Annotated in this window: 16 protein-coding genes; 13 read left to right on the top strand and 3 right to left on the bottom strand. The window is 46.4% G+C overall.

The window, feature by feature from the left end:
- Positions 1–6 precede the first annotated feature (6 nt).
- From BCT11_RS17800 to tldD, 9 genes are all read left to right on the top strand, one after another.
- Positions 7–3,924, top strand: coding sequence for a DUF6701 domain-containing protein (locus BCT11_RS17800; RefSeq protein ID WP_102388878.1), 3,918 nt, complete (start codon positions 7–9; stop codon positions 3,922–3,924).
- A 152-nt stretch (positions 3,925–4,076) separates the two neighbouring features.
- Positions 4,077–5,120, top strand: coding sequence for a rod shape-determining protein (locus tag BCT11_RS17795; RefSeq protein ID WP_005381144.1), 1,044 nt, complete (start codon positions 4,077–4,079; stop codon positions 5,118–5,120).
- Positions 5,121–5,268: 148 nt separating this feature from the next.
- Complete coding sequence (gene mreC / locus BCT11_RS17790) at positions 5,269–6,159, top strand: rod shape-determining protein MreC (protein ID WP_038864553.1); 891 nt, start codon at positions 5,269–5,271, stop codon at positions 6,157–6,159.
- The gene (gene mreD, locus BCT11_RS17785) at positions 6,149–6,637 is read left to right on the top strand and encodes a rod shape-determining protein MreD (RefSeq protein WP_038864551.1); all 489 of its coding nucleotides are present in this window, start codon (positions 6,149–6,151) and stop codon (positions 6,635–6,637) included. Before mreC ends, mreD begins: the two co-directional genes overlap by 11 nt.
- 4 nt (positions 6,638–6,641) lie before the next feature.
- Positions 6,642–7,211 (top strand): Maf family protein, encoded by a 570-nt coding sequence (locus BCT11_RS17780; RefSeq protein WP_038864549.1) that lies wholly within the window; start codon positions 6,642–6,644, stop codon positions 7,209–7,211.
- A gap of 18 nt (positions 7,212–7,229) precedes the next feature.
- Entirely contained in the window at positions 7,230–8,699 is a 1,470-nt protein-coding gene (rng, locus tag BCT11_RS17775; protein WP_039975690.1) for a ribonuclease G, read from the top strand.
- Positions 8,700–8,710: 11 nt separating this feature from the next.
- Entirely contained in the window at positions 8,711–12,589 is a 3,879-nt protein-coding gene (locus BCT11_RS17770; RefSeq protein ID WP_061036141.1) for a YhdP family protein, read from the top strand.
- 39 nt (positions 12,590–12,628) lie between these two features.
- Entirely contained in the window at positions 12,629–13,450 is an 822-nt protein-coding gene (locus BCT11_RS17765) for a carbon-nitrogen hydrolase family protein (RefSeq protein ID WP_061036142.1), read from the top strand.
- Positions 13,451–13,461: 11 nt separating this feature from the next.
- Entirely contained in the window at positions 13,462–14,907 is a 1,446-nt protein-coding gene (gene tldD / locus BCT11_RS17760; protein ID WP_005438159.1) for a metalloprotease TldD, read from the top strand.
- 70 nt (positions 14,908–14,977) lie between these two features.
- Here tldD and BCT11_RS17755 read toward each other — a convergent pair whose 3' ends face one another.
- Positions 14,978–16,354: a PhoH family protein gene (locus tag BCT11_RS17755; protein WP_038879704.1), complete on the bottom strand. Its 1,377-nt coding sequence runs from the start codon at positions 16,352–16,354 to the stop codon at positions 14,978–14,980.
- A 536-nt stretch (positions 16,355–16,890) separates the two neighbouring features.
- Here BCT11_RS17755 and rapA point away from each other — a divergent pair.
- On the top strand, positions 16,891–19,800 hold the full coding sequence (gene rapA / locus BCT11_RS17750) for an RNA polymerase-associated protein RapA (RefSeq protein WP_102388877.1): 2,910 nt from the start codon (positions 16,891–16,893) through the stop codon (positions 19,798–19,800).
- Between the two features lie 96 nt (positions 19,801–19,896).
- Here the strand turns inward: rapA and BCT11_RS17745 are convergent, their stop codons facing one another.
- Positions 19,897–21,162, bottom strand: a complete 1,266-nt coding sequence (locus BCT11_RS17745) for a divalent metal cation transporter (protein ID WP_102388876.1) — start codon at positions 21,160–21,162, stop codon at positions 19,897–19,899.
- Between the two features lie 240 nt (positions 21,163–21,402).
- Here BCT11_RS17745 and rluA point away from each other — a divergent pair, with 240 nt between their 5' ends.
- Together rluA and BCT11_RS17735 are read left to right on the top strand one after the other, a co-directional pair.
- Positions 21,403–22,155, top strand: a complete 753-nt coding sequence (rluA, locus tag BCT11_RS17740; protein WP_045400525.1) for a bifunctional tRNA pseudouridine(32) synthase/23S rRNA pseudouridine(746) synthase RluA — start codon at positions 21,403–21,405, stop codon at positions 22,153–22,155.
- 32 nt (positions 22,156–22,187) lie between these two features.
- A complete protein-coding gene (locus tag BCT11_RS17735) occupies positions 22,188–23,150 on the top strand; it encodes a D-2-hydroxyacid dehydrogenase (protein ID WP_061036145.1) in 963 nt (320 codons plus the stop codon).
- Positions 23,151–23,215: 65 nt separating this feature from the next.
- Here BCT11_RS17735 and yjgA read toward each other — a convergent pair whose 3' ends face one another.
- Positions 23,216–23,743, bottom strand: a complete 528-nt coding sequence (yjgA, locus tag BCT11_RS17730; protein WP_038864526.1) for a ribosome biogenesis factor YjgA — start codon at positions 23,741–23,743, stop codon at positions 23,216–23,218.
- Positions 23,744–23,853: 110 nt separating this feature from the next.
- Here yjgA and pmbA point away from each other — a divergent pair, with 110 nt between their 5' ends.
- On the top strand, positions 23,854–25,197 hold the full coding sequence (gene pmbA, locus BCT11_RS17725; RefSeq protein WP_102388875.1) for a metalloprotease PmbA: 1,344 nt from the start codon (positions 23,854–23,856) through the stop codon (positions 25,195–25,197).
- The last annotated feature ends 86 nt before the right edge of the window (positions 25,198–25,283 follow it).

Below are 25,283 nucleotides of genomic sequence, written 5' to 3'. Positions count from 1 at the left end.
ATAATAATGAGAAAAATAATAACGCTAATACTTGCTAAAGTACTTTTACTTTCTTCATTTGCGAGTTTTGCTGCTGTCAATAACAACCCTCAGTTTGAGTTCGGCACTATCCCTGCCGAAGACTGTCAGGTTCTGAATAATGAGCGAGGTGTTACTTGTGACATCAAGTTCCAAAATACCTACGATGAAGAACCGTTGGTCTTCGTTATGTCGACGATTGATGCATCAATGTCGAACTTTTCTCAAAAGAAAACGGAATACCCGTCAGATCTGCGAGTGTGGTCAAAGTCTAAAACTCAAGCGACAATCAAGCAGTTGTTCCCTCCTCATAGCGCCGCATGTAAGCGCTTGAGGTACAACTCAAGCAAGAAAAAGTGGCAATGTACAAACAATAACAACCAAGGTGAAAGAGTTACTTTTGTTGACGCGCCAATGGAAGATATTGATTATCTAGTTATTGAACCTGGTGTTATTAAGTTTGACGGTGATGCCATGATTGTAGCTGGTGAGGTTAGCTCGAATCTCACGTACTCGAATATTGGTGGTTCAACGTATCGCAGCAAAGAGGTTAAGTTTCGAGACTTTGGCCTAAATACATCATTTGCATCTGCCCCTGGTGTCTTGGTGCAATTGCAAACACGAAAGAATTACTCAGGCAATGAACCGTTATGGTTGAGCTCGATTGCTTTGAATCCTACCACCAAAGGTTTCTCACTAATTATTGACCGTTCTGAAGTGACTAGAAACTCAGTTTTGCCTAAGTCAGAGGATGTGGCATTTGTGGCTGGTCTAGGGCAAGGCTTTGTTAACGGCCGTAAGTTTTGGCTTGGGGATGGTTCTACTCGAAATACACTCGGTGATCTTGATGATAACGTTATAAAGCCAGTCACTGAAGGTTGTTTGCAAGTCAGTGACTTTCCTGTTTCGGGCTTTAAATCTGCACCAGTATTACTTGCTTCTAAACGAACTCGTAATGGTAACAATGGTGGTTGGTTGCGTCGTTGTTCAGTAACGAAGAATGGCGTTGCTCTTATCAACGAAGAAGATATGCAAAGAGACTCCGAGCGTGGTCACGTGGTCGAACCTTTCTCCTACTTCCTTTTCGACAAGCCTCCTGTAGAAGACGTATGTCAGCTTTTCCCATCTCCAGCTCAAACATGGGATACCAATACGAATGGTGAACTAGTGATGAGTAATAATACTCTTATCTCTGGCGCTAACTTAAGTAATGGGAAACGGTATGTAGGTTTTAAGCCGGGGAAAATCACCATGCACAATAATGCGAGTTGTGACAACCAGAGTTGCCTCGGTGATTCTGGTTTGATGGTGAAGAAACAAACATTGGAAAGTTTTAGAAGCCCGCAAGATCCTAATTTGCAAAATGTGATTGTCAGTGGAAGGCATGGTGTGGGGGAAAGAACGTTTCGCAACAACGAAATTATTGGCAATCTGTCTGTTGAAGAAACAGGAACTGTTTACTTTGAGGCGGGAACTTACTGGGCTGGTTCTATCAATATAAACAATGCTGGCAAGATCATAATTCCTGATGGTGAAAAAGTTACGATTCATGCAAAGTCGGTTTCTATCAGTAATAACAACAGTTTCTTTGGTGAATTGGAAGGTGGTGAATTAATTGTACTTGTGCATGACTCTCAGTCTAGTTATGTAAATTTTGGCAACAACACCGCATTTTCTGGACTGCTATACAGCGAAGTAGACGTGCCTTTAAGTAACAACGTGATTGTGAATGGTGCAATCACAGCTAGAAATATTCGGATGTCAAATAATGCTGAAATTCATGCAACGGATAACCACTGTTTTACGCCTTCTGACAACTATGAAGTAACGTTATCACCAGCAACACAATATGCGCTGATGTGCGGAACAGACCAACCTAGCTTTGAAATAGAAACCAAGAATGATGGTTATGCGGAAAGTACAGGGGTTACTGTGCAGGTTTATCCTGATGCCGATAAGTTCTCTGTTGAGGTAGCTGAAAGTACCGGTACTGGCACTTACCCAAGCTTTACAACAAGCAATGTGTCTTCGAAGCTTGGTAAGTTGAAGCTGCAAGTTACCGTCACAGATCAAAGTGGTATTGAGCTTGATGACGAATATACGTTAAAGGTTACGGTGGACAATGATCCATCAAAAACGCAGACGTCTACCTTTAAATTTGTACCATTCAAGTTTGATGTAGATGACCAAACGGTCGTAGCTGGTAAAAATTATCAAATAGAAACAAGAGTATTAGCTTGTAGCGATGGCCAGCAAACGGTAGTGAAAAGTTACACGGGCTCGCCAAGTGTTCAGTTAGAAATTGAAACACCAGCTGACGGGCGCAGTGACGAGAGCTTATTAACATATGAGCCTAAATTTATTAGCTCAGAGCAAGGTAAGACATCAGATACCTTTAAGCTAATGGATTCGGGCTTGTACACAATCAAACTCGAAGATGCGAATTTCACGTGTGACCCTCAGTACTCAGATGGGTGTCCAATCGCTCCGGATGAAGAGAAAGGTGAGCAAGAATCAGTGACTCTCAATGGCTCATTCAGCGTTAAGTCTCGACCATGGAAAATTGCTGCATGTAATATTGTGGCTAAAAATGGTGGAAAAACTAACCCTGCTACACAAGCTACTGGTGATGGTTTTATTGCCTCTGCTGAAAGCTTTAATGTGACCTACAAACCAGTCGTTCATAGCGACTCACGTGGTAATGCTACCAATGTTTGTGAATACCCGCTGACACAAAACTATTTCTCTGATTCAAATACGGCAGCACCACTTGATGCTGAGTTTTCTGTCTTGTATCCATCGGGTGGTGACATCGCCAACTTAGACCCAAGTAAAGGTTCAAGTTTAGACTTTAGTTCGGAAGAAGCTAAAACGGGTAAAACAGTTGAATACGTTTGGGATGAAGTTGGCTCTTTAAACCTTAAAACTAAAGCGACGTACTTGGGAATGGAGTTAGGTGAATATGACGTCACCGTTGGTCGTTTCTACCCTAAATACTTTAAGGTCGTGGACAGCTCTTGGGCTTACCCTGATGAGCTAAGTTTTGTTTACATGAACCAGCCTTTTGATGCCGTCGAGTTCAGCGTTGAGGCTTTGAGTGCTAACAAAGCTGCGATTAAGAACTATGCAGACTTTGCTACCAAAGCGGAATTCAACTTAGATGATATTGACGATTACTCAGCTCGCTTTGATGCGCCCGATTTTGGCGCTGGTGACTGGAGTAACGAATCTGATAAAAGTATCGGAGACTTCTCAATTGGTAATAGTGGTCAGTGTATCGGCAGTGCATGCTGGAGCAAAGATATTGGCGGCAGTTACCCTGACGGGCCATTTAACTCAGTGAACGGTATTGCTAAATCAAAGATTGGCTTGATATATACGAATAATGCAGATCCAGTTGAGTACATTATTGATGATGAAAAAGGCACTAACTCACGCTTAGTCGATCAACCAGACATCCGTTTTGGCCGTGTAGACCTAGATGATGTTGGCGGTAATCAAGGCTCGACATTACGAGTACCACTTCGAGTTGAATACTGGAATGGCAGTCGCTTTATTGCTAACCCAGATGATAGTCAGACAGAAGTGATGGGAGAAACCGAAGATAATTCTCAAGTGCATATCTGGCCAACAGATAATACGGCTAAGGTTGTCTCTTTAGGTGCTGGTGGTTTAGTTGATTCAGGCTATTCTCGCTCAGTTACTGCAATGGAGGCGGAGTCTTACCGCCAGCAAACCCGCGTGTGGTTAGAACTTGATGGTGCTTTAAATGCGCTACCTTGGCTTAAATACGATTGGGATAACGATGGCTCCGAAGAAAACCCATCATCGGTCGTCACGTTTGGTATTCACCGTGGTAATGATCGCGTGATTTACCGTGGAGAACCGGGCTTAACCGGACAGTAACAAGTTAGGTTTCTTGCGTTAAGTAAGGAAACTGCAAGAAATTGAGGCTTTCTGCTCATGTTTGTGTACCAATGCCTTGCTGTGACAGCGAGGCATTGGTACATTTAGGACAATTTTTGTCTTCTAAAATTTTTGCAGGATGAGCGAAGAATATGTTTAAAAAACTTCGTGGCATGTTTTCTAACGACCTATCTATCGATTTAGGTACTGCCAACACTCTAATTTACGTAAAAGGACAGGGCATCGTTCTAGATGAACCTTCTGTAGTTGCTATTCGTCAAGATCGTGTAGGTTCTGCAAAAAGCGTTGCTGCTGTAGGCCATGCGGCAAAACAGATGCTTGGTCGTACACCGGGTAACATCTCAGCTATTCGTCCAATGAAAGACGGCGTTATCGCTGACTTCTACGTAACAGAAAAAATGCTTCAGCACTTCATCAAGCAAGTGCATGACAACAGCATTCTAAAACCAAGCCCACGTGTACTTGTATGTGTGCCTTGTGGTTCGACTCAAGTTGAGCGCCGTGCGATTCGTGAATCTGCACTCGGTGCTGGCGCGCGTGAAGTTTACCTAATTGACGAGCCAATGGCGGCGGCAATTGGTGCTGGCCTACGTGTTTCTGAGCCAACAGGCTCAATGGTGGTCGATATTGGTGGTGGTACAACAGAAGTTGCCGTTATCTCACTAAACGGTGTGGTTTACTCTTCTTCTGTACGTATCGGTGGTGACCGCTTTGATGAAGCTGTGATCAACTATGTGCGTCGTAACTACGGTAGTTTGATCGGTGAAGCAACGGCTGAAAAGATCAAGCACGAAATCGGTTCGGCTTATCCAGGTGATGAAGTTCAAGAGATCGAAGTTCGTGGTCGCAACCTTGCAGAAGGTGTGCCACGCAGCTTTAGCCTGAACTCAAACGAGATCCTAGAAGCGCTTCAAGAGCCGCTATCAGGCATCGTATCAGCAGTGATGGTTGCACTAGAACAGTGCCCACCTGAACTGGCGTCTGATATCTCTGAGAACGGTATGGTTCTGACAGGTGGTGGTGCACTACTGAAAGATCTAGATCGTCTACTAATGGAAGAAACTGGTATTCCAGTTGTTATCGCTGAAGACCCACTAACGTGTGTGGCTCGTGGCGGTGGTAAAGCACTAGAAATGATCGACATGCATGGTGGCGATCTCTTCTCTGAAGAATAAAGTGTGTGGTGAAGCTCAACATGAGCTTCACCTTCATTTCTGCTCTCTGTAATTTCAATCTGCTCCATACCTAGAATCGTCTCAAGTCGAATTCTCAGGTTGCCAAGTAAGGCTCTATATTCATGGTAGCAATCAGGTTAAAAACAAGATGAAACCGATTTTTGGCAGAGGACCATCTCTGCAATTGCGTCTGTTTTTTGCTGTCATCGTGTCGGCGAGCTTAATGCTGGCTGATAACCGTCTAGATACGTTTTCCAACGTCCGATACCTATTGAACAGTATGGTTGCGCCTATTCAGTACGCGGCCAATATGCCTCGTAGCATGTTTGATGGAATGTTCGAGCGTTTTAATACCCGTCAGGCATTGATTGAAGGCAATCGCAATTTGAAGCGAGAAGTGCTTCGCCTGAAGAGCGAGCTTATCTTGCTCGATCAATACAAAGAAGAAAACCAACGCTTACGTAAACTGCTTGGCTCTTCATTCGTCCGTGACGAGAAGAAAGTTGTAACAGAGGTCATGGCTGTTGATACATCGCCATACCGCCACCAGGTGGTGATCGATAAAGGTCGTATTGATGGTGTTTACGTCGGTCAGCCTGTTATCAATGAGAAAGGTATTGTTGGTCAGGTGACGTTTGTTGCAGCGCACAACGCACGTGTTCTTCTCCTCACTGACGCGAAAAACGCAATTCCGGTCCAAGTGATTCGTAACGATATTCGTGTGATCGCTTCCGGGAACGGTGAAGTAGATGAAATCCAACTGGAACACATCCCAACCAGTACTGACATTCAAGTGGGCGATTTGTTGGTGACGTCGGGCCTCGGTGGTATTTACCCTGAAGGCTACCCAGTAGCAACCGTCACGAATGTCGATCACGATACTCGCCAAGAGTTCGCATCAATCAAAGCGGAACCTGTGGTTGAGTTTGATCGTCTGCGCTACTTGCTATTGATTTGGCCGAATGAAGACCGCCAACACAAAGTACTGCAGTCGAATGTAGAAGAAGGTTCAGAACAAGAGGTAACCGATGGCCAATAGTGTATTTAGAAGCCGAATGGTCATCGGCGTTAGCTTCTTCGTCGCGCTAGTCCTGCAAACCATTCCGTGGCCAGGTGTTTTGGATCTACTGCGTCCATCATGGCTGTTCCTCGTTACCTGTTACTGGGTGCTGGCATTACCACACCGTGTAAATGTTGGTACCGCTCTGGTTTTAGGTTTGCTTTGGGATATTTTGATTGGTTCGACGCTTGGGATCCGAGGAATGATGATGTCGATCATTATCTACCTAGTGGCGCTCAATTTCTTGGTAATCCGTAACATGGCATTGTGGCAACAATCTATTTTGATTGCCTTTTTTACCGTGCTACTGGAACTTCTCATCTTCTGTGGGGAATATTTGAACCAGGACGTAGTATTTAATCCATTATCTCTGTGGACTGCGGCAATAAACTGTATACTTTGGCCATGGATGTTTTTACTGATGCGACGCGTCCGTCGCGCATGGCACGTAAGGTAACGTTGTGAAAAAGGGCTTATCCCTCGTTCTCGCATCGGGTTCTCCGAGAAGAAAAGAGCTGCTTGCTCAGTTAGGTTATGATTTTGATATTGTGCTTCCTGATATAGAGGAAGCCAAACAAGATCACGAGCAAGCACAAGACTACGTTTTGCGACTCTCTCTGGAAAAAGCTCAAGCAGGCTTAGCGATGGCTAAGCCTGATTCCGTTATATTGGGCTCTGATACCGTAGTGGTATGCGATAACCAAGTACTAGAAAAACCAAAAAGTTTTGAAGATTCAAAACGTATGCTCAGTAATTTATCGGGTCGTCAGCACCAAGTGATGACCGCTGTGAGCGTCGTATCATCAGAACAACAACACTCAGTGGTCGTTATCACTGACGTGTGGTTCAAACCACTGACTCATGAAGAAATAGAACGATACTGGCAGTCAGGTGAACCATGCGATAAAGCTGGAAGTTATGGTATTCAAGGACTCGGAGGGCGTTTCGTCACCCGAATCGAAGGCAGTTATCACGCCGTAGTAGGCTTACCTTTGTTCGAAACCGATCAGCTAATTCAAGAATTTTTATAATTGTTTTGAGGTGTGCACATGAGTGCAGAATTGCTGCTAAACGTGACCCCGAGTGAAACTCGCGTGGCCATGATTGAAGGTGGAGTACTACAAGAAGTTCATATAGAACGAGAATCACGCCGTGGCATTGTTGGCAATATTTACAAAGGCAAAGTAAGCCGTGTATTGCCAGGCATGCAAGCGGCGTTTGTCGATATTGGTCTAGATAAAGCGGCATTTTTGCACGCGTCAGACATCGTTCCTCACACGGAATGTGTCGCAGAGAACGAAAAACAACAATTCCAAGTACGTGATATTTCTGAGTTGGTTCGCCAAGGCCAGGATATCGTTGTGCAAGTGGTGAAAGATCCACTTGGTACCAAAGGCGCACGTCTGACAACTGACATCACCCTTCCTTCTCGTTACCTTGTCTTTATGCCGGGAGCGAGCCACGTTGGTGTGTCTCAGCGTATTGAAAGTGAAACAGAGCGTGAGCGTTTGAAGAAAGTGGTTAATCACTACTGTGATGAGCACGGTGGCTTTATCATTCGTACTGCGGCAGAAGGCGCCGATGAGAAAGAGCTTTCTCAAGATGCGGCATTTTTGAAGCGTTTATGGCAGAAAGTCATGGAGCGTCGCTCTAAGTACAAAACTCGTTCTACCTTGTACGGTGAGCTAGGTTTAGCACAGCGTATCTTGCGTGATTTTGTTGGCACTGAGCTTGACAAAATCATGGTCGACTCTCGCCTTGAATACGAGAACCTGAAAGAGTTTACGTCTGAATATGTGCCAGAGTTGACTGATAAGCTTGAGCTGTATGAAGGTGATAAGCCAATCTTCGATATGTACGACACAGAGAACGAAATCCAACGCTCTCTGGAACGCAAAGTTGAGCTTAAATCTGGTGGCTACCTGATCATCGATCAAACCGAAGCTATGACTACTGTCGACATCAATACTGGCGCGTTTGTTGGTCGTCGCAATCTAGAAGAAACCATCTTCAATACGAACGTTGAAGCGACACAAGCAATCGCACGTCAACTTCGTCTGCGCAACCTTGGTGGTATCATCATTATCGACTTTATCGATATGGCATCGGATGAACACCGTAAGCGTGTACTTACCTCTTTAGAAGGTGCTCTTTCAAAAGACCGTGTGAAAACTAACATCAATGGCTTTACTCAGCTAGGGTTAGTAGAGATGACACGTAAGCGTACGCGTGAAAGTATTGAACATATCTTGTGTTCTAGCTGTCCTACTTGTGAAGGTCGTGGCAGCGTGAAGACTGTCGAAACCGTGTGTTACGAGATTCTGCGTGAAATCACCCGAGTGAACCGTGCTTATGATGCGGACAACTTTGTTGTTTACGCATCGCCATTTGTCGCGGAAACGCTGTTGGGCGATGAGTCCCATGCGCTCGCTGAACTCGAAGTATTTATTGGTAAGCAAGTTCGTATTCAAGCTGAACACCTGTACATTCAGGAGCAGTTTGACGTCGTGATGATGTAATTGGAAAATTTGTGAATTCTGGTTTTAACCGTTTCGGGCGCTTCTGCGCGTGGAGCTTGGTTACTCTGTTGGTTCTTTTAGCCATACTAGTAACTACCCTGCGCGTAGCATTGCCACAACTTAACCACTTCCAAGATGAGATCAAAACCTGGGTCAAGCAAGGCACAGGTTTTGACTTTTCTATCACCAGCGTTGCTGGTTCTTGGCGTAATAGCCACCCCTCGATTTCGTTGCAAGGTTTAGAGGCGAATTTGCCGAATAACCAAGACGCACGTTTTGCCGTTGATGAAATTCATATCGAATTTGATTTGATCCAATCGATTTTCAAGTTTCGACCTGTGGTCGCAGATTTGACAATCGACGACTTGGCTTTAGATATTCGTACCGTCGATCTTCTGTCCAAATCAGAAGGCAAAGAACCGCAAGCGAATGCCAGTAAAAATGAAAGCAACTTGATCGACCAACTCGATTCATTGCTGTTACGTCAATTTGAAGATTTTACCATTACGGACTCGCGCATTTGGTACAAATCGGTCTCTGGTGAAACGCGCCGCTTAGATATAGAGCAGCTTCGTTGGAGTAACGATGGCAAGCACCATTTAGCAGAAGGAACCGTAAGCATTGCGGATGCGAGTTTGAATGCTTTGTTAGTGCGTGCCAACTTCAAAGATTATGGTTCGCTGCGCGATGTTTCAGGCGAATTCTATGTGAGTGCGCAAGACCTCTCTGTCACACCTTGGTTAACCACTTACATGCGTGATGAATCAGGTGTGGAGTCGGGCAAGGTGAGCCTGAATACATGGCTCACTCTAAAACACAGCCAGCCGAATTATGCCTATGTTGAATTGCAGCCATCTGAGCTGGTTTGGAATGAAAATGGTCGTCATGACTTATTGCTTGAATCAGGCATTTTTAAGCTTTCCCCAGACAAAGATGGTTGGAAAGTAAATGGTCACTCACTGCAAATCCGCACTGATGACCGACCTTGGCCAGAGTTAGACGTCGCGTTTGATTGGCAGCCGGATGGTTGGTTACTTAATCTGTCTCAACTTGATATTGAAGCATTGACGCCATTAATCAAGTTAGCGCCAGAGTCGGAATCCACGAGTGAATTGCTTAACAAACTCGCACCCAAAGGACGAGTGGAAGACATTCGTCTTTCAATGAGCGGTGGGCTTGATACCCTGCGCTACTCTGCCGAGCTAGACCAATTAGGCTTAACCCAATGGGAGTTATTGCCTGGCTTTAACCACGTGCAAGGTACTGTAGCTGGTGACTTAAATCAGGCGAAAGCCAAAGTTACCGTGATTGATGATGTTTTCCCATACGGTGATGTTTTCCAAGCGCCATTGAATATCAAACAAGGTCAGGTGGACATTATTTGGCAGCAAGACGAGAGCGGTTGGCGTTTGTGGTCAGATAAAGTGACTGCAGCGACACCTGACTTACAGGTACTTGGCGCGTTCCGTCTTGATTTCCCTAAAGATCAAAGCCCATTCCTATCGTTTTATGCCGAAGCTGACCTCTACAACGCGGGTGAAACTTGGCGTTATCTGCCAACTCTTGCGCTTGGGCAAGACCTGACCGACTACCTATCTACCGCAATTCAAGGTGGTAAGGTCAATACTGCAAAACTGCTTTGGTATGGTGAACTTGGTGATTTTCCATACAAAGAACACAACGGTATGTTCCAAGCTTGGGTTGGATTGAAGAATGCGAAATTCAGTTTTGACACGGCGTGGCCAACCATCACCAATCTACAGTTAGATTTGCTGTTCGAAAACGATGCCATGTATTTGGACTCGAAGTCTGCGACGTTAAATGGTGTCAAAGCTAAGCGAATTACAGGACGTATTCCTGAGCTTGCTGAAGGCGGTCACATCGAAATCGAAGCCAAGGCTAGTGCGCCGGGCAATGAAGTTCGTGATTACATGATGGCAACCCCTCTCGTCGATTCAGTTGGTGCGGCTTTGACGGCATTGCAAGTGAGTGGTCCTGTTTATTCAGAGTTCCAACTCAATATCCCATTTGACTCCGAGAAAGACGCGCGTGCTTGGGGTTACGCCGATCTTAAAAACAACCGTGTTGATATTGATGCGCCGCCGATGACGTTAGAAAACGCGACGGGCCGTATCAAGTTTGATAACGACGTTGTGACCACTTCTGGCTTGTCAGCTGAACTGTTGAAACAGCCTATTTCACTTGATTTTCGTGGTGAGAATGCCGAACAAGGCTACAACGTGACCATCAACACCTTAGGTGATTGGGAAGTCGGCCCACTTAAGCCTTATCTTGGTGAGCGCTGGTTGAGCCTCGTTTCTGGTCATGCGCCTTGGCAAATGGACATCGACTTGCAACTCAATGACGTAGGCTTTACGTATCAGGTAGACGTTTTGGCGCAGCTTAGTCAGCTTGTGAGTGATTACCCTTACCCGTTAGCGAAAAAGCGCGGCGAAAAAGGGCAAGCTAAACTACAAGCATCGGGCAACCAAGAAAGTATCTCTGCTCGTTTAGAAATACCAAATGCGAAATACCAAACTGAAATTGATATTTCAGGAGATGTGCCGGAATTGACGGCAACGCATCTGGTTTTAGGTAATGGTGGTTTTAAAATTAGCCCAGTCGTTGGACACAATGCTTCGATTCGTTTGGATGACCTGAGCTTAGATCGTTGGGCTGATCTCATGCATGTGCCGCAAAGCAAAACTCAATCTGTACTATCGAGCATGAAGACGCCAACCATTCCACTGCCGACGCGCATTAACATGGATGTGCAGAACTTAGAGCTTGGTGGAATTGAGTTCCATGATGTGGATTTGAATGCACGTAAAAAGAACTCGAGTTGGCAATTAGAAGTAGACAGCCAAGAGGTGAAGGGCAAAGCAAATTACCTCAAACCTTCTGACTTATCTGTCTCTTTAGATCATTTGCATTTGTATATTCCTGGCTTTGATGAGATGACCAAAGAACGCAGTTCTCTGTTTGCCAGTGAAGACCAAGCCGCGCCGCTCATCTCAAACTTTGACCGCAAGTTCCATACAGAGATGCCAAACTTAACCTTGAGCATTGATGATTTTTGGTTGCAAGGTTACAAGGTCGGTAAGGTAAATGTGGACGTCGAGCGTGCTAACAACCGCCTCGAATGGAAAAATGTTAACTTCAGTAGTGGTCAAAACCGTGTCGACATGAGCGGATGGTGGGAACTGACGAAAGAGCGAAGTCATTCAAACCTGACCATGAAAGTGAAGGGTGAAAACAACAGTGACTTGATGGAGCGATTTGGGATTACTTCCGGTATCCAACAAGCGCCGTTTGAAATTAATGCCAACCTAGATTGGGATGGCGCACCTTGGTCGATGAAGACACAAAGCTTGCAAGGTGATGTGTCTACTGAGTTTGGTAAAGGTGTGATCACTGAAGTCAGTGGTGCAGCGCGATTGCTGGGGCTTTTTAGTCTCGATTCTATCATTCGTAAGATGCAGCTCGACTTTACTGACGTATTCGATAAAGGGATGGCATTCAACTCAATCACGGGGACAGGCAAGATCCAAGATGGCGTGTTTATCACCAACGATATCGTGATGGATGCATTAGCTGGAGAGATGAAGATTCGCGGTATTGCTGACATGAACACGCGCTTGGTAGATGCGGAAGTGAACTTCACACCAGACATCACTTCGGGTATTCCAATGCTGACCGCCTTTGCAGTGGCACCTCAAACCGCGCTGTATGTATTGGCGATTTCGACCGTTATCTCTCCTGTGGTGGAAGTCTTCACACAGGTAAACTACGAAGTGAAAGGTCCTCTGGATTCACCTACCGTAAAAGAGATTTCACGAAGCAAAGGTGAATATAAGTTGCCAGAAAAACTGCGTGAGCAAGCGAAGTAATTACGCGGTCAGTCTTCTGACGAACAAGGAATTGAATAAATGGAATGTGTTGGCATCATTCAAATGACATCGGGTCCAGATATCGAGGAGAATCTGGATTTCATTGCCAAGCAATGTGCATTGGCTGCTGAGCAAGGTGTGAAGCTGGTTGTGACACCAGAAAACGCCATGCAGTTTGCCAACCGAGAAGTATATCACCAGAGCGCAGAAACTTTGGGTGACGGTCCTATTCAGCTGCGCTTATCTGAGATCGCAAAAGATAACCAACTGACTTTAATCGTGGGCAGTATGCCGATTCGCACTGAACAAAGTGTGACTACCACGACATTGGTTTTCTCACCGCAAGGCGAGTGCATTGCTCACTACGATAAGCTGCATATGTTTGACGTGGATGTCGCTGACGGGCACGGCAGTTATCGTGAGTCGGATACTTTTACCGCTGGCAATCGCATCGTGACCGCAGAGACCAATATTGGTACGGTAGGCTTAAGTATTTGCTACGACGTACGCTTTCCTGAATTGTTTAAAGCGCTACGCTTAGCAGGAGCGCAAGTTATTGTGGTACCCGCTGCGTTTACCGCGGTGACAGGGCAAGCGCATTGGGAAGTACTGCTAAGAGCGCGAGCGATTGAAACCCAATGTTGGATTCTAGCCTGCGGGCAAACGGGGACACATCCATGTGGTCGCCAAACTTGGGGGCATTCTATGGTGATTGACCCTTGGGGGCGCGTTCACCAACAATTGAATGACCAAGTAGGATTGCTGGTGGCCGAGATAGATTTGTCACACAACCAGCAAGTAAGGCAGAATATGCCGCTGACTCAACACAGTCGCTTTCAAAATGAATTGAAACGGAAATAAAAGAGCTAACTATGAGCATAAACCAAATAGAACAGGCACTCCTAGCCCCAAACGGTCTGACAGAGCAAGACATCGCTGACACACTAGCGAGCATTGCGACGCGCCAGATCGATTATGCGGACATTTACTTTCAGTCCAGCTGGCACGAGTCTCTGGTTCTAGAAGACAGCATCATTAAAGATGGCTCTTTCAATATTGACTGTGGTGTCGGTGTACGAGCAGTCACAGGCGAGAAAACCGGTTTCGCCTATTCAGACCAAATTCAACTAGACGGTTTGAAGCAAAGTGCGATTGCCGCGCGTGGTATTGCGCAGCAAGGCCAAAATGGCAAAGTGCACGCATTCAAACGTTCTGATAACCAAGCTTACTACGATGCGGTAAATCCACTAGCAAGCTGGGAAAAGCAACAAAAGACCGAACTGCTATTGTCTTTAGATGCGTACATTCGTACCAAAGAGCCAATGATCAAAGAAGTATCGATCAGCATCAGTGGTGTGCATGAGCAAATGTTGGTTGCTGCAACCGACGGTACTTACGCTGGTGACATTCGCCCGCTTGTTCGTCTTTCAATCAGTGTTCTTGCTGAAAAAGGCGATCGCCGCGAACGCGGTAGCGCTGGTGGCGGTGGTCGTTTCGGTTACGACTTCTTCCTATCTGAAACGAATGGCGTGAAACAAGCATTCCAATTCGCTGATGAAGCGATTCGTATGGCGCTAGTGAATTTAGAAGCAGAAGCAGCACCTGCAGGCATGATGCCTGTGGTACTTGGTTCTGGCTGGCCGGGCGTATTGCTGCACGAAGCGGTAGGCCACGGTTTAGAAGGCGACTTCAACCGTAAAGAATCGTCAGTGTTCTCTGGCAAGATGGGTGAGCAAGTGACGTCTCCACTTTGTACTATCGTGGATGATGGCACGCTAAAAGACCTACGCGGCTCATTGAACGTCGATGATGAAGGTGTGAACGGTCAATACAACACGCTTATCGAAAATGGCGTTCTAAAAGGCTACATGCAAGACAAGCTAAACGCACGTCTAATGGGTGTAAACCCAACAGGTAACGGTCGCCGTGAGTCTTATGCGCATCTACCAATGCCACGTATGACTAACACTTACATGCTACCGGGTGAGCACACACCAGAAGAGATCATCTCTACGGTGAAGAAAGGTCTGTACGCACCAAACTTCGGTGGCGGTCAGGTGGACATCACTTCTGGTAAGTTCGTATTCTCAGCATCAGAAGCGTACTTGATTGAAGATGGCAAAATCACTCGTCCAGTGAAAGGCGCAACGCTGATTGGCTCTGGCATTGAAGCGATGCAGCAAGTTTCTATGGTTGGTAACGACCTAAGCATCGACAGAGGTGTTGGCGTGTGTGGCAAGGCGGGTCAAAGCGTACCGGTTGGCGTTGGTCAGCCTACATTGAAGCTCGATTCCATCACCGTTGGTGGTACTGAATAAACTTCATCTGAAGCAGAATTAAAAAGAGCGCTCATTGAGCGCTCTTTTGGTTTTAGGGGGAGAGTGTTCGTTATAGGTTTTCTTCAGCAAATTCTGCTAAGCGACTTCGCACCACACCATTTAGGTGGATATTGGCGCTGCCTTCAAAGTTCTTGAAACGTTCAACCATATACGTCAAACCAGACGTCACTGGGGTTAGGTAGTGAGAGTCAATCTGTGCCAAGTTACCGGAACACACAATCTTAGTGCCTTCACCACAACGGGTGATGATGGTTTTGATTTGTGAAGCGGTTAAGTTCTGACACTCATCGAGCAGGACAAAGGCGTTCTGGATAGAGCGGCCACGCATAAAGTTAATCGACTTAAACTGAATGTTGGCTTTATCACAGATGTACTTCATCGAGCCTTCGGTGCAATGGTCGTTCTTGTGCAGCGCTTCCAAGGTATCGGTCACCGCTGCTAACCAAGGCATCATTTTCTCTTCTTCCGATCCCGGTAAGAAACCAATCGACTCACCAATGTCTGGTGTGTTACGCGTCACGATGATCTTATCGAACATGCCTTTTTCAATGGTTTGTTCCAATGCCGCTGCCATGGCGAGCAGTGTCTTACCACTACCGGCGGCACCGGTCAGAATCACCAAGTCGATATCTGGATCGAGCAGGGCATCCATCGCCATGCCTTGATAGATATTTTTCGGTGTAATGTCCCAAGCGCGGCGATGCATCATGCGCTCACGGCTGAGGTCGAGCAAGGTGAGCTTATCCTCATTGATGGTTTCTACTCGACCTACAAAATCACTCTCTTCATCAATCACGTATTGATTAATAAAGGTCGGGTCGAACGGTTCGCGGCTGAGTTTATGGAACGTTTTTCCACCCAGCGCGTAGCTTTCCACCTCATCCACACCACTCCAAAATTCGCCTTCACGTTGTTGAAAGCCTTTGGTGAGGTATTGGATATCATCAATCAGCTGATCCGTACGATAGTCTTCAACGAAACGTACGCCAGCACCTTTGGCTCGCAAACGCATGTTGATGTCTTTGGTTACGAGCACAACTTCGCGTGGTGCGCGTTTGTTTTGCAGATAAAGCACCGCATTGAGTATGCGGTTATCACCGGCTTTGTCGGCGAAGGCTTTGACGGTTTCCTGCAATTCGAAGTCCGCCAAAATAGAGATGGTGCCTTGGCTTGGGTTGTCTTTAGAAACGGGAATGCCTTCTGAGATTTCATCTGGCGTGGCTTCTCTAAATAAATCCTCCAAAGCGCGAATCGCAACGCGTGCATCTCGTGCAACATCACGTTTGCTGTCTTTGATTCGATCGAGTTCTTCCAACACAGTCATAGGGATGACGACATCGTGTTCTTGGAAAGAGAAGATGGCGAAGGGTTCATGAAGAAGAATGTTGGTATCGAGTACAAATAGTTTCCGATCGGTATCGCCCATAGCGTCTCCTTGCCGCAGCGCGGCTTTGCTGGCTAGTAGTTAAGAAGGAACAGACTTCCTAACTCTGATTGCTTGCAATAGAGGTTGTCGGGCAATGTCGGTTAGTGCGCAACCGAGTAGCAAGACAACTTACTGCAAACCCGTGTTGATCCTAATCGTGTACTTAATGCGCTCAAATCATGCACGATGACTCTAAGCGCCCCTCAATAGAAGTATACGTAAAATTTACTTCTTACAACTTAATAATTGTCATGAGTTTTTTACAATTTGATTGCATTCCTAATTCAGGAAAAAAAGTTTGCCCTCTGGGCGGTTTCGACGTGACCTAAATCACAGCTTCAAGTAAGATTAGCGACCTTTTTCTGCGTATAGGCTACGTCCGATTTATCATGTTCAGCTGGCTTAAAAATGCACAGCACAAAGTGGCATGACAAGCACGATTGGCATAGCAGAAGCCAGAATCAGATCTAAACTAATATCCATGCCCATCGGGATGGGTAGAGACCAACAAGAAACAACAACGAGGTAGTCAATTCATGACATTTGCTTTGGGGCAGCGCTGGATTAGCGATACGGAAAGCGATTTAGGTTTAGGTACCGTAGTGGCAATGGATGCTCGTACTGTGACATTGATGTTTGCAGCATCAGAGGAAAACCGAGTTTACGCACGTAACGATGCACCAGTTACCCGAGTAACGTTCAACGTCGGTGATGTCATCGATTGCCAAGAAGGTTGGTCATTAAAAGTTGAAGAAGTACTGGAAGATGAAGGTTTATACACCTATTTCGGTACTCGTGAAGACACGCAAGAAACGGCGATCGTGTTGCGTGAAATCTTCCTAAGCAACCACATTCGTTTTAACAAACCGCAAGACAAGTTGTACGCAGGTCAAATCGACCGCATGGACAACTTTGTACTTCGCTACCGTGCGCTACAAAACCAATTTGAACAACACAAGAGCCCAATGCGTGGTCTGTGTGGCATGCGTGCAGGTTTGATCCCTCACCAGCTGTACATTGCACACGAAGTCGGTCGCCGTCACGCGCCTCGCGTATTGCTAGCGGATGAAGTGGGTCTTGGTAAAACCATCGAAGCGGGCATGATCATCCACCAGCAAGTACTGGCGGGTCGTGCCGAGCGTATTCTTATCGTGGTACCAGAGACACTGCAACACCAGTGGCTCGTTGAGATGATGCGTCGTTTCAATCTGCACTTCTCTATCTTCGATGAAGAACGTTGTATTGAAGCTTTTGCAGAAGCAGAAAACCCATTTGATACGCAGCAATACGTACTGTGTTCACTGGATTTCCTACGTAAGAGCCGTAAGCGTTTTGAACAAGCGCTAGAAGGTGAGTGGGATCTATTGGTTGTCGATGAGGCGCACCATCTAGAGTGGAGCCAAGACAAACCAAGCCGCGAATACCAAGTGGTAGAAGGCTTGGCAGAACGCACCGCGGGTGTGTTACTGCTTACCGCAACGCCAGAGCAGCTAGGTCGCGAGAGCCACTTCGCTCGTCTACGTCTTCTAGATCCAGATCGTTTCTACGATTATGAAGCGTTTGTTGAAGAAGAAGAGCAATACGCACCTGTTGCGGATGCTATCACGTCGCTATTCTCTGGTGAGAAACTGCCAGACGAAGCGAAAAACCAAATTACAGAACTGCTTTCTGAGCAGGACGTTGAGCCGCTATTCCGTATTATCGAAAGCGACAGTGATGAAGAAGCGAAAGCGTCAGCACGCCAAGAACTGATCGACAACCTGATGGACCGTCACGGTACAGGTCGAGTGCTGTTCCGTAACACTCGTGCTGCAATCAAAGGTTTCCCGAAGCGTAACGTGCATCTCATGCCAATGGATATTCCGCAGCAGTACACCACATCAATGCGTGTATCAGGCATGATCGGTGGCAAGATGACACCAGAAGCGCGCGCGGTGAAGAACCTTTACCCAGAAGAAATCTTCCAAGAATTTGAAGGCGAAGATTCAAGCTGGTGGCAGTTCGACTCACGTGTAAACTGGTTACTTGAAAAAGTAAAAGAGAAGCGCAGCGATAAAGTATTGGTTATTGCTTCTCGTGCAAGCACTGCGTTGCAACTTGAGCAAGCATTGCGTGAGCGTGAAGGTATTCGTGCAACCGTATTCCACGAAGGCATGTCGATTCTTGAGCGTGATAAAGCAGCGGCTTACTTCGCACAAGAAGAGGGTGGCGCGCAGGTTCTTATCTGTAGCGAAATCGGCTCAGAAGGTCGTAACTTCCAGTTTGCTAACCAGCTTGTGATGTTCGATTTGCCATTCAACCCTGACTTGTTAGAGCAACGTATTGGCCGTCTGGACCGTATCGGTCAGAAGCGTGATATCGATATCCACGTACCTTACCTAAAAGGTACTTCACAAGCGATCCTTGCGCGTTGGTTCGATGAAGGTCTGAACGCGTTTGCTGAAACGTGTCCAACAGGTCGCGCGGTTTACGATAAGTACTCTGATGCACTGATTGAAATGCTGGCATCTGGTGATGTTTCAAGCCTTGATGAAGTGATTGAAGAATCAGCGAAGATGAACAAAGAGCTGAAATCACAACTTGAGCAAGGTCGTGACCGCCTGCTAGAAATGCACTCAAACGGCGGCGACAAAGCGCAGCAAATCGTTGAGAAAATCGCATCGACGGATGGCGATACAAACCTAGTGACATTCGCGTTGTCTCTGTTCGATACCATCGGTCTGAACCAAGACGACAAGGGTGAAAACGCACTGATTGTAACTCCATCTGAGCACATGATGGTGCCAAGCTACCCAGGTTTGCCATACGAAGGCGCGACAATCACGTTTGACCGCGATACCGCGCTGTCTCGCGAAGACATGCACTTCATCAGTTGGGAACACCCAATGATTCAAGGCGGTATCGATCTGCTGATGAGCGAAGGTGTGGGTACGTCAGCGGTTTCTTTGCTGAAGAACAAAGCGCTACCAGTGGGCACTATCTTGCTTGAGTTGGTTTACGCGGTGGATGCGCAAGCACCAAAACGCAGCGGTATTGCGCGTTTCCTACCGAAGACGCCAATCCGCATGATGATGGACGGTCGTGGTAATGATCTGTCTTCTCAGGTTGAGTTTGAAGGTTTCAACCGTCAGCTTAGCCCAGTAAACCGTCACCTAGGCAGCAAGCTAGTGACATCAGTACAGAAAGACATCCACAGCCTCATCGAAGCGGGTGACGCATTGGTTGAGCAGAAAGTGGAAGAGATTCGCAAGCAAGCACAGCAAGACATGCAACAAAGCTTGAATGCAGAGCTTGAGCGCCTACAAGCACTGAAAGCGGTTAACCCGAACATCCGTGACGAAGAAATTGAAGCGATTGAAGAACAAATCAAAGAGCTAACAGGTTATATCAACCAAGCTCAGGTTCAGCTAGATTCGCTACGTTTAATTGTCGTCAGCCACAACTAATCAGCGTCCATACAAACGAAAAAAGGTCTTCAATTGAAGACCTTTTTCTTTATCTGAGCTTTTATCTCATAAGCTCAGTTGATTGCTCACAGCTGATTACATCAACCACTTCCACCAAATGAATAGCGCTAAGAAGCCGAATAAGTAAATCAAACCAGCAATCGACAACCACTTCAATTTACGACCCAGCGCCAATGGCTTAGGCAAGTCGGTTTTACTCACTAGAATATAGTTTAAAAGCGCGAAGAATGGCGTCGTCATAAACGCCAATACCATGGCAAAGTTCAACATCGGTAATAGTGCTGAAGCCCAGAAAACAACGATACCTAAAGCACATAGAGAAACAATAAGCATGATGGCCGACGTCGCTTTTGGATCGGTTTCTGGTTGTGAACGCAGCAACCGTTGAGAGTCTGAAATCACACGCGAGTAGCCGTCAATTACCGTAATGGTGCTGCCGAAGATACAAAAGAACGCAATCACAGCAATCAGGTAACGTGACCATTCACCAATGGTTGAGGCGTACAAGCCAACAAGCTGATGGGAGAAGCCTACGCCGGAGCTCTTAAGCTCAATACCTGAACCGTGCAGCATCAACGCACCTAGTGATACAAACACCAAAGCCAATACCGCAGTACCAATGTAGCCGACGTTGAAATCAAACAGGGCAGATTTTGCCGTAACTTCTTGTTGGCTAGTTTGGCGCTTTAGCCACGCAGACGTTAAACAAGAGATCTCGATTGGAGCAGGCATCCAGCCCATGGTCACAACGATAAAGCCGATGGCAGCAATTGACCACGGAGAAGGGGATTCAAAGTTCGCAACAGGCTCTACAGGGTTTCCAAACGCTATCGCAACCGCAAGTAGCGTCGCTATCGTTAGGACCGTCATAATGACTTTTGAAAGTGTATCTAGTGCTTTGTAGTGGCCGGCGAATAAAATCACTAAACATGTTACCAAAACAATGACACTGAGTGATGCCATCGACAAAGAAAATGGAATGAAATAGCCCAACAAGCTCGCACTGAACATCAACAGTGCTGCTGTGTTGATGACCGCAGAAGCGGAACTGAGGAATAAGAACAACCACAAGTATGGGCGACCAAGTTTGGCATAGCCTTCAACCAACGTTTTACCAGTGCCCATGGTGTACTGCACGCCTGCTCGGAAGAATGGGTATTTAAAAAGGTTTACCAGCAGGATGAGCGCCGCAAGTTGCCAGCCGTAGATAGCCCCAGCTTTGGTGGATGCAACAAGGTGAGAACCACCGACGGCGGCAGAGGCCATGAGAATACCAGGGCCAAGAGAGCGGAAGAATTGCGAGACTTTGGATTGGGGTTGATCGGATACTGCGGATTCCATTTATTATTGTCCTTTTTGTGTCAACTAGTGCTTATAAATAACATTACCGCTCAGCTTGTCAATTTATATTTACGAAGTGATTTTTTTAATTTTTCTCTTCGTTATTGACTTGGTTGTTTTTGTTATTTCTAAAAGTTATATCGATGGTAAAAAGAGGCAGGATTTAAGCGATTTTTCTGCATGCATCTTTGCATCTCTTGGGTATAATCAGCGCGTTTTTATTCTGTAGAGATCCTGCCCATGGCAATGCTTGAGTACAATCCACCAACCGACCCTTGGATTGATGTCGTTTTTGAAGATGAGCAAATTTTGGCGGTAAACAAGCCATCTGGTTTGCTTTCTGTGCCGGGGCGTCTTGCTGAGCATCACGACAGCATGTGGAGTCGCTTAACCGAGCAATATCCAGACATTCAAGTCGTGCATCGTTTAGATATGTGCACTTCTGGCTTAATGGTTCTTGCTAAAAACAAGCGTGCAGAAAGTGCGTTAAAAAAACAGTTTCAATACCGATTGACGCATAAAATCTACTACGCACGTGTTTGGGGCCATATTGAACAAGAAGAGGGCGAGATCGATCTGCCTTTGATTTGTGATTGGCCGAATCGTCCTCTGCAGAAAGTATGCTTTGAAGATGGCAAACCCTCTAGGACGATCTTCCAAGTAGCGAAGCGAGAAGAACACCCTGATGGTTCAAAGACGACGATTGTGCGTTTATTGCCGATTACAGGCCGCTCACACCAATTGCGTGTTCATATGCAAGCGTTAGGTCACCCAATTGTGGGTGATGAGTTCTACGCAACAGAAGAAGCAAAAGCCTTCTCTGAACGTCTAGAGTTGCACGCCGCAGAGCTGAGCTTTTATCACCCGAAAACCGATTGGTTGCGCAGTATTTTTGTTCCTTGTGATTTTTACCTAGAAGCGGAAGAGATGATCTTTGACTATTTCAACCCAGCGCGTAAATTACCAGATTACAAAACACTGCCACGTCCATAAATTCATCTTTAGGCAGTGAACAAGGAGTTGTTATGTCACTGCCTAAAGTGGTCTTCCTCGACCGAGCGACCATCCCAGCCCAAATTCAAATACCTCGTCCAAGCTTTGCCCATGATTGGGTGGAATACGATCTGACTTCTTCTGAGCAAGTTGTTGAGCGTCTTGCTGATGCGGATATCGTGATCAGCAACAAGGTGGTGCTCGACCAATCTGTTCTCATTCAACTTCCTCACCTCAAGATGATTGCCGTCGCGGCAACGGGCTTTAATAACGTCGATGTAAACTATTGCGCCGAGCACAACATCGCGGTTACCAACGTGCGTGGCTATGCGACCCGCTCTGTGCCAGAACACGTTATCGCGATGCTGTTTGCTTTGCGTCGTAACTTGTTTGGTTATCACCAAGATATCGCTGCTGGCGAATGGCAGCGCAACAAGCAGTTCTGTTTCTTTACGCATCCGATTGGAGATGTTGCAGGCAGCACCTTAGGTGTGCTTGGCAGCGGCGCATTAGGTCAAGCAACGGCACAATTGGCAAAAGCATTGGGTATGAATGTGTTGTTTGCAGAACGTAAAGGTGTAACAGAGTGCCGAGAAGGCTATGTTTCTTTTACCGAGATGTTGGATCAAGCGGACGCCATCACGCTACATTGTCCATTGAATGATGAGACACATAATTTGATTGGTGAAGCGGAACTTAAGCAGATGAAGCCAACGTCTATTTTGATTAATACCGGACGTGGCGGCTTGGTGGATGAGCAAGCTTTGGTCGATGGGTTAAAGCAAGGTGAGATTGCTGGGGCTGGGTTTGATGTCTTTACCCAAGAACCCGCTGATGAAAGCAACCCGTTGATTGCGAATATGCATTTGCCTAACTTGCTACTAACGCCGCATGTTGCGTGGGGAAGTGATTCTTCGATACAGCGTTTAGCTGAGATTTTAATTGAGAATATTAACGCGTTTGATCGTGGTGAGAACCTCAATCGTCTAGCGTAATACTAGAAAATAGGCATAAAAAAAGCAGACACAAAGGTCTGCTTTTTGCGTTCTTAAGCGTTGAATTAGATTTCTTCTTCGTTCAAGGCTTTTAGAATTTGGAAAATTTCACGGTAAGATTTTGCTGGTTTACCGGCCTTCTTCTCTTTCGCTGCTTGGCGAGCAAGTTGGCGTAGACGTTGACGGTCTGCTTCTGGATAAAGCTCCATAACGTCATCAATTGCTTTGTCGCCCTCTTCGACTACACGATCACGCAGCGCTTCAAGCTTGTGTAGTGCCGCTGTTGCTTGCGAGTGTTTGTTGCGAACTTTGTCTAGTGCCGCTTGGATTGGCTCTGGATCTTCGTAACGCATTAACTTACCGATACGTTGCAGTTGACGACGGCGTGCTTCGTTTTTAAAGCGCTGCGCATCAGCAATTGCTTCGCGTAGGTCTTCGCTCAATGGAAACTTTTCGAGAGCTGCTGGCTTAAGGCCGACAAGCTCTTCGCCAAGCTTTTGCAGCTCTTCCATGTCGCGCTTCATCTCGGATTTACTTACCCAGATGATCTCTTCTTCTGGTTCCCATGGCGCTTTTTGATTCTTACGTGCCATTTCAGTTGCCTGTGTTTTGATTAATATTATGACTATTTTAACAAGAATCGTGGGGAGAAAGCGAAATTCTTGTTATTCTATTGTACATCGAATACATGATGTGAAAGACAATGGATATTAAACAGCAGGTTGCTGAGCAACGTACCGAGCTAGAACAAGCCGTTTCACGTGCACTAGAAATCGCTGCGGCGAAGTCTGATGCCGCTGAAGTCGCAATTACCAAGAGCACGGGTTTGAGTGTTTCCACTCGCATGGGTGACGTGGAAAACGTTGAATTCAACAGCGACGGCGCACTGGGTATTACCGTTTACAGTGGCCAACGTAAAGGCAGTGCTTCCACATCCGATTTGAGCGAAGCGGCTATCGAGCAAACGGTGTTAGCAGCATTAGACATCGCTCAATACACATCAGAAGATCCATTCGCGGGCCCAGCTCCGAAAGAATATATGGTGAAAGAGGTGCCTGATTTAGACCTTTTCCACCCAGACGCACCCGATCCAGATTACGCAGCACAAGTTGCGATTGCCGCTGAAAAAGAAGCACTTAACTACAGCGATGCGATTAAGCAAAGCGATGGTGCGAGCTATGACAGTCATTACGGCGTCAAAGTGTACGGTAACAGCCATGGCTTGTTGGCAAGCTACGCGTCAAGTCGCCACAGCACCAGCTGTTGTGTGATTGGTGTAGGCAAAAATGGTGAGATGGAGCGTGACTACAGCTACACCGTTGCTCGCCATCGTGACGACCTTTGGGCTCCTGAAGTGGTTGGCCGCAGTGCCGCAGAAAAAACCATCAGTCGCTTAGACGCTCAAAAGCTGAAAACGGGTAAGTACCCAGTCATGTTTGCTGCGGACGTAGCGACAGGTTTGATTGGCCATCTAGTGATGGCAATCAGCGGTGGTAACCTGTACCGTAAATCCTCTTTCTTACTTGATCACCTCGGCAAGCAAGTACTTCCAGAATGGTTCAATATTTCAGAGCGCCCACATGTCTTACGTGGCCTAGCTTCTAGTCCATTTGATAGTGAAGGTGTGTACACGCAAGATCGTGAAATCATCACCGATGGTGTACTCGCGACTTACCTGCTAACGAGTTATGCGGCTCGTAAAATGAAAATGGACCCAACTGGCCATGCTGGTGGTATCCACAACTGGTACGTGAAGTCGACGGGACAAAGTTTCGAGCAAATGCTGAGAGAGCTTGGCACAGGTTTACTGGTAACTGAAACCATGGGCCAAGGCGTGAACGTCGTGACAGGTGATTACTCTCGTGGTGCTGCTGGCTTCTGGGTAGAAAATGGTGAAATCCAATACCCAGTATCAGAAATTACCATTGCGGGTAACCTAAAAGACATGTTCAACCAAATTGTTGCCGTGGGTAGCGATGTGGAAACGCGTTCTCAAATCCAAACCGGCTCTATCTTGCTTGATACCATGAAGGTGGCGGGCGAATAATATCACCCCGCTAACCGCTAGATGCAAAAAAGCCTGATGTACTCATCAGGCTTTTTTATTGCTTGTGTACCGTCCTAAATAAGGTT

Origin of the sequence: Vibrio sp. 10N.222.52.B12 (assembly GCF_002875385.1) — a bacterium.
In the GTDB taxonomy this organism is placed as follows: domain Bacteria; phylum Pseudomonadota; class Gammaproteobacteria; order Enterobacterales; family Vibrionaceae; genus Vibrio; species Vibrio jasicida.
Note: the sequence above shows the minus strand (reverse complement) of the source record. Positions and strands in the feature narration are given on the sequence as shown.